Source organism: Streptomyces sp. Act143 (assembly GCF_003143935.1).
In the GTDB taxonomy this organism is placed as follows: Bacteria; Actinomycetota; Actinomycetes; order Streptomycetales; family Streptomycetaceae; genus Streptomyces.
The window spans coordinates 560585-566982 of record NZ_QFRX01000001.1; the positions used below are offsets into that span (position 1 = coordinate 560585).

The window sequence follows — 6398 nt, forward strand, 5'->3', positions numbered from 1 at the left end:
GTTCCCGGCGGAGCAGCCGCCGGGAACGGGTGTGCCGGTCAGAAGTCGTCCGCGCCGTTGCGGAGCTCAGGGGTCCAGTAGCCGATCAGTGCCTGGGCCGGGTCGGCGGCGATGCCGTCCGATCCGGGCGCGGAGACGGCGATGACCGTCGAGTCGCCCTCCAGCATGAGGGAGAACGCCGACACGGGTTCGTTGTCCTCGTCGGTTCCGCCGTTCGAGACCTTGAGCAGGGCGTAGGCGGGAGCCCCCGCGGCCAGTACGACCGGGGCGGCGGGCTTGCTCTTGGCGACGGCAGGGACGTCCTGCTTGTGGCTCTCCAGGAGCTGGACGTGAGGGAAGCCCGCCAGGCGGCAGGAGTGCCCCGAGGTGTTCTTCGCGGTGAGCACGAGGTGGGTGTAGGGCGGCCCGTCCTGCTTGGCCGCGGTGATGGTCACGTCGGCGGCGGAACACACCGGCGTGGAGGTGCTCGTCTGCCGGCCGCTGGAGTTGTCGGAGCCGGTCGAGCTGCCGGAGCCGTTGGAACTGCCGGAGCTGTTCGAGTCCGCCGTGCCCGAGGACTTGCCCGACCCCGTCGAACCGGCGGAGTCCGTGGTCGTCGCTGCCGCGGAGGCGCCGTCCGTCACCGTCGCGGTGGTCGAAGCGGGCGGCGTGGCCGCGGCCTTGTCGTCGTCTCCGCCCTGGCAGGCGGTGAGGGAAAGGGCGAGTGCCGTTCCGGCGACAGCCAGCATCGTGGAACGGGTGAAGAAGGCGGTCATGATGGGTTCCCCCGCTGAGGTGGTGCAGAGCCGTCGGCCTGTTGCCGACGGCCAGGATGGTCTGGTGGGCGTGACGCGCGCGGCAGGCCGTCCGCGCCCGAACTTGAGCGCATGGGGCCTGCGGCGCCTTGCGCGTCGGACTTCAGTTGATCACCGCGACACCTCCGCCACCAGGCGGTTCTACCGGCAGAACTACCGTCCGTCATACTTCTGCCGGAGGCTCGCGCAGGGGGAGCCGGACGATCGGGGATCTCAGCGGTGCGCTCTGCCATACCGGCCGGCGACGAGTTCAGGCAGCAACTACGGCACTTCAGGACCCGTGCCGGGCTCAGTCAGGAGGCGCTCTCCGAGGCAGCCGGAGTCAGTGTCAGGGCAGTGGCCGACATGGAACGCGGGCGCACCCTCGGGCCGCAGCGCCGCACGGTCCAGGCTCTCGCCCAGGCCCTGGGGCTGAGCGAGGACGAGGCCGCGGGTCTGGAGAAGTCGGCCGCGCTGGGGCGACCGCGTCCCCGCACCGCCACGAGTCCGGCCGGGCCCGTCGCCCTGGCTCTGCCGCGCGACATCCGGGACTTCACCGCACGCGGCCCCGCACTCGCCCGGCTGCTGGAGCTGGCGGCTGGCCTCGGGGACACGGACCCGGGCGGCAACGAGCCCACGGTCTCCGCGGTTTCCTTGATCACGGGACAACCCGGGCTGGGCAAGACGGCGTTCGCCGTCCATGCCGCGCACCGCCTCGGCCCGCACTTCCCCGACGGACAGTTCGCTGTCGACCTGCGCGGCATGGACGCCGAACCGACATCGCCCAGGGATGCGCTGGCCAGGCTCCTCGGCGCCATGGGCATCGCCGACGGCGCGCTGCCCAGCACTCTCGACGAGCGTGCCGCCATGTGGCGTTCGCTGCTGCGCGACCGCCGGGTGCTCCTGCTGCTCGACAACGCCCTCGACGAGGACCAGGTCCTCCCCCTGCTGCCCGGTACCGGCCCGTCGCTGACCCTGGTCACCAGCCGCAACTCCCTGGCGGGCCTGGATTCCGTCCACCGCACCGATCTGGCACTGCTGCGGCGTGAGGAGGCCGTGGAACTGCTCACACGCATCCTCGGACCGGAACGCGTCCAGGCCGAGGCCCAGGCCGCCCGCGACCTCGCCGACCTGTGCGGACACCTGCCGCTGGCGGTCCGCATCGCGGGCCAGCGCCTGCTCAGCCGGCCGCACGAACGCCTCGCCAAACTCGCCGCCCGGCTGGCCGCCGAGGGGCGCCGCCTCGACGGCCTCGAGGCCGGAAGCCTGCGGGTGCGTGCCGCCTTCGCCCTGTCCTATCGTCAACTCCCGCCTGACACCCGGACCTTCCTGCGCCGCGCCGCGCTGGCCGCCGGGCCCGACTTCGGTCCCGAGACCGGCGCCCTGCTCGCCGGGCTCACCTTCGACGAGGCCGTCGCCTGCGCCGAGGACCTCACCGACGCCGGGCTGCTCCAGAGCGACGCCGTCGCCGAGCGGTACCGCTTCCACGATCTGCTCCGGCTCTACGCCCTCGAACAGACCGAGGCGGAGGACGGTCCCGAGGTCCGTGACGCCGCCCTGGACCGTACGGCGCGCTGGATGCTCGCCCGGGCCACCGCAGCCGCCCTGCACTACGAGGCCCACCGGGAACGGGCCGTGCGCGCCGCTGACCCCGATCCCGACTCGGCGCCGACCGGCAAGAGCGAGGCACGGGCCTGGCTGGAGGCCGAACGGGCGCAGTGGCTCGCCGCGCTGCACCGAGCGCACCGGTCAGGTTGGCACCGGGAGGTGCTGGACACGGCGGAGGCCATGCACTGGTTCTCCGACATGACCCAGCACTGGGAGCAATGGGTGGAGGTGTTCTCCTGCGCCACCGACTCGGCCCGCGCGCTGGGTGACCGCCGGCAGGAGGCGGTGCACCTCAACTATCTCGCCTGGGCCCACAATCTCTGCGCTCACAACCCCGAGGCGGCCCTGGCCTCGGCCGACGCCGCCCTGGAGGCGGCCCGGGACTGCGGGGACGGCCTGCAAGAGGGCTGGGCGCTCGGCTACGGCGCGGGCGCGCTCCACCGACAGGGCCGAGCGGAGGACGCGCACGACCGGCTGCGGGAGTCGGCCCGCTGCCTCGCCGCGCTGGACTCGCCCGAGGCCCGGCTGGCCGAACTGACCATCCTCAACACCCTGGGCAACCTGCTGCGGCACCTGGGCCGGGCCGCCGAGGCGCTGGAGATCCACCGCCGCAGCGAGCAGATCTGCCGGACGGGGGTCCCCGGCCGTACCGACGAGTTGGTGGCCCTGTACCACGCGGTCGCCCGGCAGCAGATCGGCAACGACCTCGTGGCCCTGGAACGCTGGCACGAGGCCGAAGCTCCATTGCGGCAGGCGCTCGCCGACTTCGAGGCGGCACACATGCCCGTCTGGGCCGAACACGCCCGGGTCGACCTCGGGCGAGCGCTCAGCGGAACCCGGCATCCCGAAGCCCGGCAGACGCTTCGCACCGCCAGGGATGCGCTGGCGGAACTGAAAAGCCCCCTCCACGCCGAGGCCGCGGCTGCTCTCGCCGCCCTTGACGAAGCCTCCGCCCCCAGCAGATGAAGCGGAGGCGGCCCCCTCCCCGCGCACGGGGTGCTTGAGGTCGTCGCTGCCGACACGGCCTCGGTCCGGACGCGCCGGTGCACGCGCTTCTCGCGGCCACCGGCACTGCATCAGCGCAGCGAGGCGGCCCCGGGTGTCGGCCGCCTCTCTCAGCCCGCGATCGAGTCCAGTTGTTCCGCGCCGCCGGGCGCAGCGCCCGCAGGTCACCGCCCGGCGGTTCCTGGAGCAGCGGGATGGCGCGCGCGGCCCGGTCGTCCCCGGTGGCGTGCACCGCGTCGGTGGCCGCGTATCGGCGGCCGGTACCTGCCGTTCCTGCGCCGGACCGGCCGCGCGGTCGAGCCCTTCGACCTGTCGGTGCCCGGCGTCACCTCGCTCTCCGTCGATCTGCACAAGTACGGCTACACCGACAAGGGCGCCTCCGTGGTCCTGTACCGCGACGCCGGGCTCCGCCGCCACCAGTACTTCGCCCACGCGCGCTGGCCCGGCTGTCCGGTGGTCAACCCGACGTCCAGGGCACCAAGTCGGGCGGACTGCCGGCGCAGGCCTGAGCCGTACTGCGGTACATCGGGGACGACGGCTGCACCGCACTCAACGCTCAGGTGGCCGAGGCAGCCGAGTCCCTCCTGGGGGACTGCGCGCGATGGACGGCGTACGCGTTCTCGGCGAACCGACCGCCGGACTGGTCGCGTTCACGGCGACCGGCCCGAACGGCACGCCCGACGTCGGCCTCGTCCTGCACGTCGCCGACGAGATGCGCGCCCGAAGCTGGTACCTCCAGCCCCAGTTGTCGTACGAGGACCTGCCGCCCCATCTGCATCTGACGCTGACCCCCGCGACCCGCGACCGGGTACCGGAGCTGCTCGCCGACCTCGCGGCCTCGCTCGACGCGGCCCGCGCCCTCGGCCCCTCACCGTCGACCCCGGCCTGTCCGAACTGGCGGCCGGGCTGGATCCCGACGCACTGACGCCGGAGGAGATCGGCGGTCTGCTCGCCTTCGCCGGCCTGGGCGAGGGAGGGGACGGAGGTCCGAGCGGAGCGCTGCCTGACCGGACGGCGCCTGTGCTGGGGCCGCTGGACGCGCTGCCGCCCCGGCTGAAGGACCGGTTGCCGGCGGAGTTCGTGGGCTCGGTGTTCCGGATCTGACTCAGGCGCGGAACACCGAGCCCCTCAACACCTCAGGGAAGGGTCCACTTCTGGTTGGGGCCGGTGTGGCAGGTCCACAGATGGACCGGGGTGCCGTCGTTCCAGGTACCGCCGGAAGCGTCAAGGCACTTGCCGGACTGGGGATTGCGCACCGTTCCGTCCGACTGCGGCGCCCACCGCTGCGCCCCCGTGCCGTTGCACGTCCACAACTGGATCTTCGTACCGTCGGCGCTCCCGCCCCCGGACACATCCAGACACTTGCCCAGCGCCCGCACCGTACCGTCCGAACCCACCGTCCAGCTCTGGGCGCTGGTCCCGTTGCAGGTCCACAGCTGAATCTGCGTACCGTCCGCCGTCCCGGCGTTCGCCACGTCCAGACACTTGCCGTTCACCCCCTTCACCGGACCCGAGACGGGGCCGGGAGGGGTGTCGCCCTCCGCGTCGATCCGGATGTTGCGGAACGCGACTTCATCGCCGTCGCCATGGTTCTGGATGCCTATGTAGCCCTGTTGGAGACTGCGGGCGGGGTCGGTGTTGGTGAAGTCGTTGATCTTCGTCCCGTTGAGGAAGATCTCCAGTCGTTCGCCGGTGACACGGAGTTCGTACGTGTTCCACTCCCCCGGCGGATTCAGTGCCGCGTCGCGTGCCGCGAGGTCGGCGGACTGGAACCCGTACACGGCGCCGGTGGTCCGGTCGGCCGCGTCGGTGGCGTCGATCTGTATCTCGTACCCGTTGTTCACCGCGGACCAGGGGTCGTCGGAGGCGGGGAAGCCGAGAAGGACACCGGAGTTGTCGTCGCCCGCGGCCTTCCAGTCGAGCTTGAGCGAGTAGTCGCCGGTGAACTCCTTGGCCGCGTACCAGAGCATGCCCAGGCCGCCGTAGGAGGTGAGGCTGCCGTCGGCGAGGGTGAAGCCGCCGGGGCCCGCCTGCCGCCAGCCGGTGGTGGCGGAGCCGTCGAAGAGGGAGGTGTAGCCGTTCTCCGGGCGGCAGTCCGCCTCGGTCATGCCCGCGGCCCAGCGAATGCCGCCCAGGAGGTGCCGCCGGAAGGCGGGGTCGCTGTACGACTCCTCGGTGTGGCCGCCTCCGGTGTAGAACGCCCGGCCCCCTCGGTAGTCCTTGCACCAGGCGATCGGATGGTCGCCGGACATGTTCCCGCCCGTGTAGCTGGACTCGTCGAGGGAGGCGAGCACGTGGGCGGTGGTGCGGGGGTTGGTGCGGTAGTTGTACCACTCGTCGGTGCGCTGCCAGGTGGAGCCGAGGTGGGCGGTGGCGTCGTGGGCCCGGTCCTCGACCTTGACGGTGGCCGGCTGGATGGCGGGGTGGGAGTGGAACAGGGCTCCGGCCAGGCCCTCGTAGAAGGGCCAGTCGTACTCGGTGTCGGCGGCCGCGTGGATGCCGACGTATCCGCCGCCGCCGTTGATGTACTGCTCGAAGGCGGTCTGCTGGGCGTCGCCGAGGACGTCTCCGGTCGTGGAGAGGAAGACGACCGCCTTGTACTGGGCGAGGTTGCCCGTGGTGAACACCTGGGGGTCCTCGGAGGCGTCCACGGTGAAGTTGTTGGCCGTGCCGAGGGCCTGCAGTGCCGAGATGCCCTCGTCGATGGACGAGTGTCTGAAGCCCGCGGTCCGGGAGTACACGAGGATCTTGTACGCCGGGTCGGCCGCCGCGGCGGTCGCGGCGAGGGCGGTCGGTTGCGCCGGGCGGGTCGCGCCGGCGGGCTGGTCCGTCCGCTCGGGCCCGGCGGCGGCTTGCGGGGCCAGGCAGAGCAGGAGGCCGGTGAGCAGGCCGATGGTCGCTGTGAGTCGCGTACGCATGTCAGGTCGCCTCCTTTCTAGGGAAGGATCCACTTCTGGTTGGGGCCGGTGTGGCAGGTCCACAGATGGACCGGGGTGCCGTCGTTCCAGGTAC

At 72.2% G+C, this 6398-nt stretch carries 3 protein-coding genes and 3 pseudogenes; 2 read left to right on the plus strand and 4 right to left on the minus strand.

Translation table 11 applies throughout. The features are described 5' to 3' along the window. Positions 1 to 38 precede the first annotated feature (38 nt). Complete coding sequence (locus DI272_RS02430; RefSeq protein ID WP_109493477.1) at positions 39 to 755, minus strand: DUF4232 domain-containing protein; 717 nt, start codon at positions 753 to 755, stop codon at positions 39 to 41. A gap of 258 nt (positions 756 to 1013) precedes the next feature. On the opposite strand from DI272_RS02430, the gene DI272_RS02435 reads away from it, so the two are divergent. After that, positions 1014 to 3347, plus strand: coding sequence for a tetratricopeptide repeat protein (locus DI272_RS02435; protein WP_109493478.1), 2334 nt, complete (start codon positions 1014 to 1016; stop codon positions 3345 to 3347). A gap of 149 nt (positions 3348 to 3496) precedes the next feature. Here the strand turns inward: DI272_RS02435 and DI272_RS45065 are convergent. Continuing rightward, positions 3497 to 3639: pseudogene (locus DI272_RS45065) on the minus strand (alginate lyase); the annotation flags it as partial. Between DI272_RS45065 and DI272_RS45945 the strand changes: the two are divergent. Next, a pseudogene (locus tag DI272_RS45945) lies at positions 3636 to 4490 on the plus strand (aspartate aminotransferase family protein); the annotation flags it as partial. The pseudogenes DI272_RS45065 and DI272_RS45945 sit on opposite strands and share 4 nt — an antisense overlap. Before the next feature lie 32 nt (positions 4491 to 4522). Here DI272_RS45945 and DI272_RS46150 read toward each other — a convergent pair. Next, complete coding sequence (locus tag DI272_RS46150; protein WP_375138104.1) at positions 4523 to 5494, minus strand: family 16 glycoside hydrolase; 972 nt, start codon at positions 5492 to 5494, stop codon at positions 4523 to 4525. Between the two features lie 18 nt (positions 5495 to 5512). Further along, positions 5513 to 6304, minus strand: a pseudogene (locus tag DI272_RS46155) (ThuA domain-containing protein); the annotation flags it as partial. Positions 6305 to 6398 lie beyond the last annotated feature (94 nt).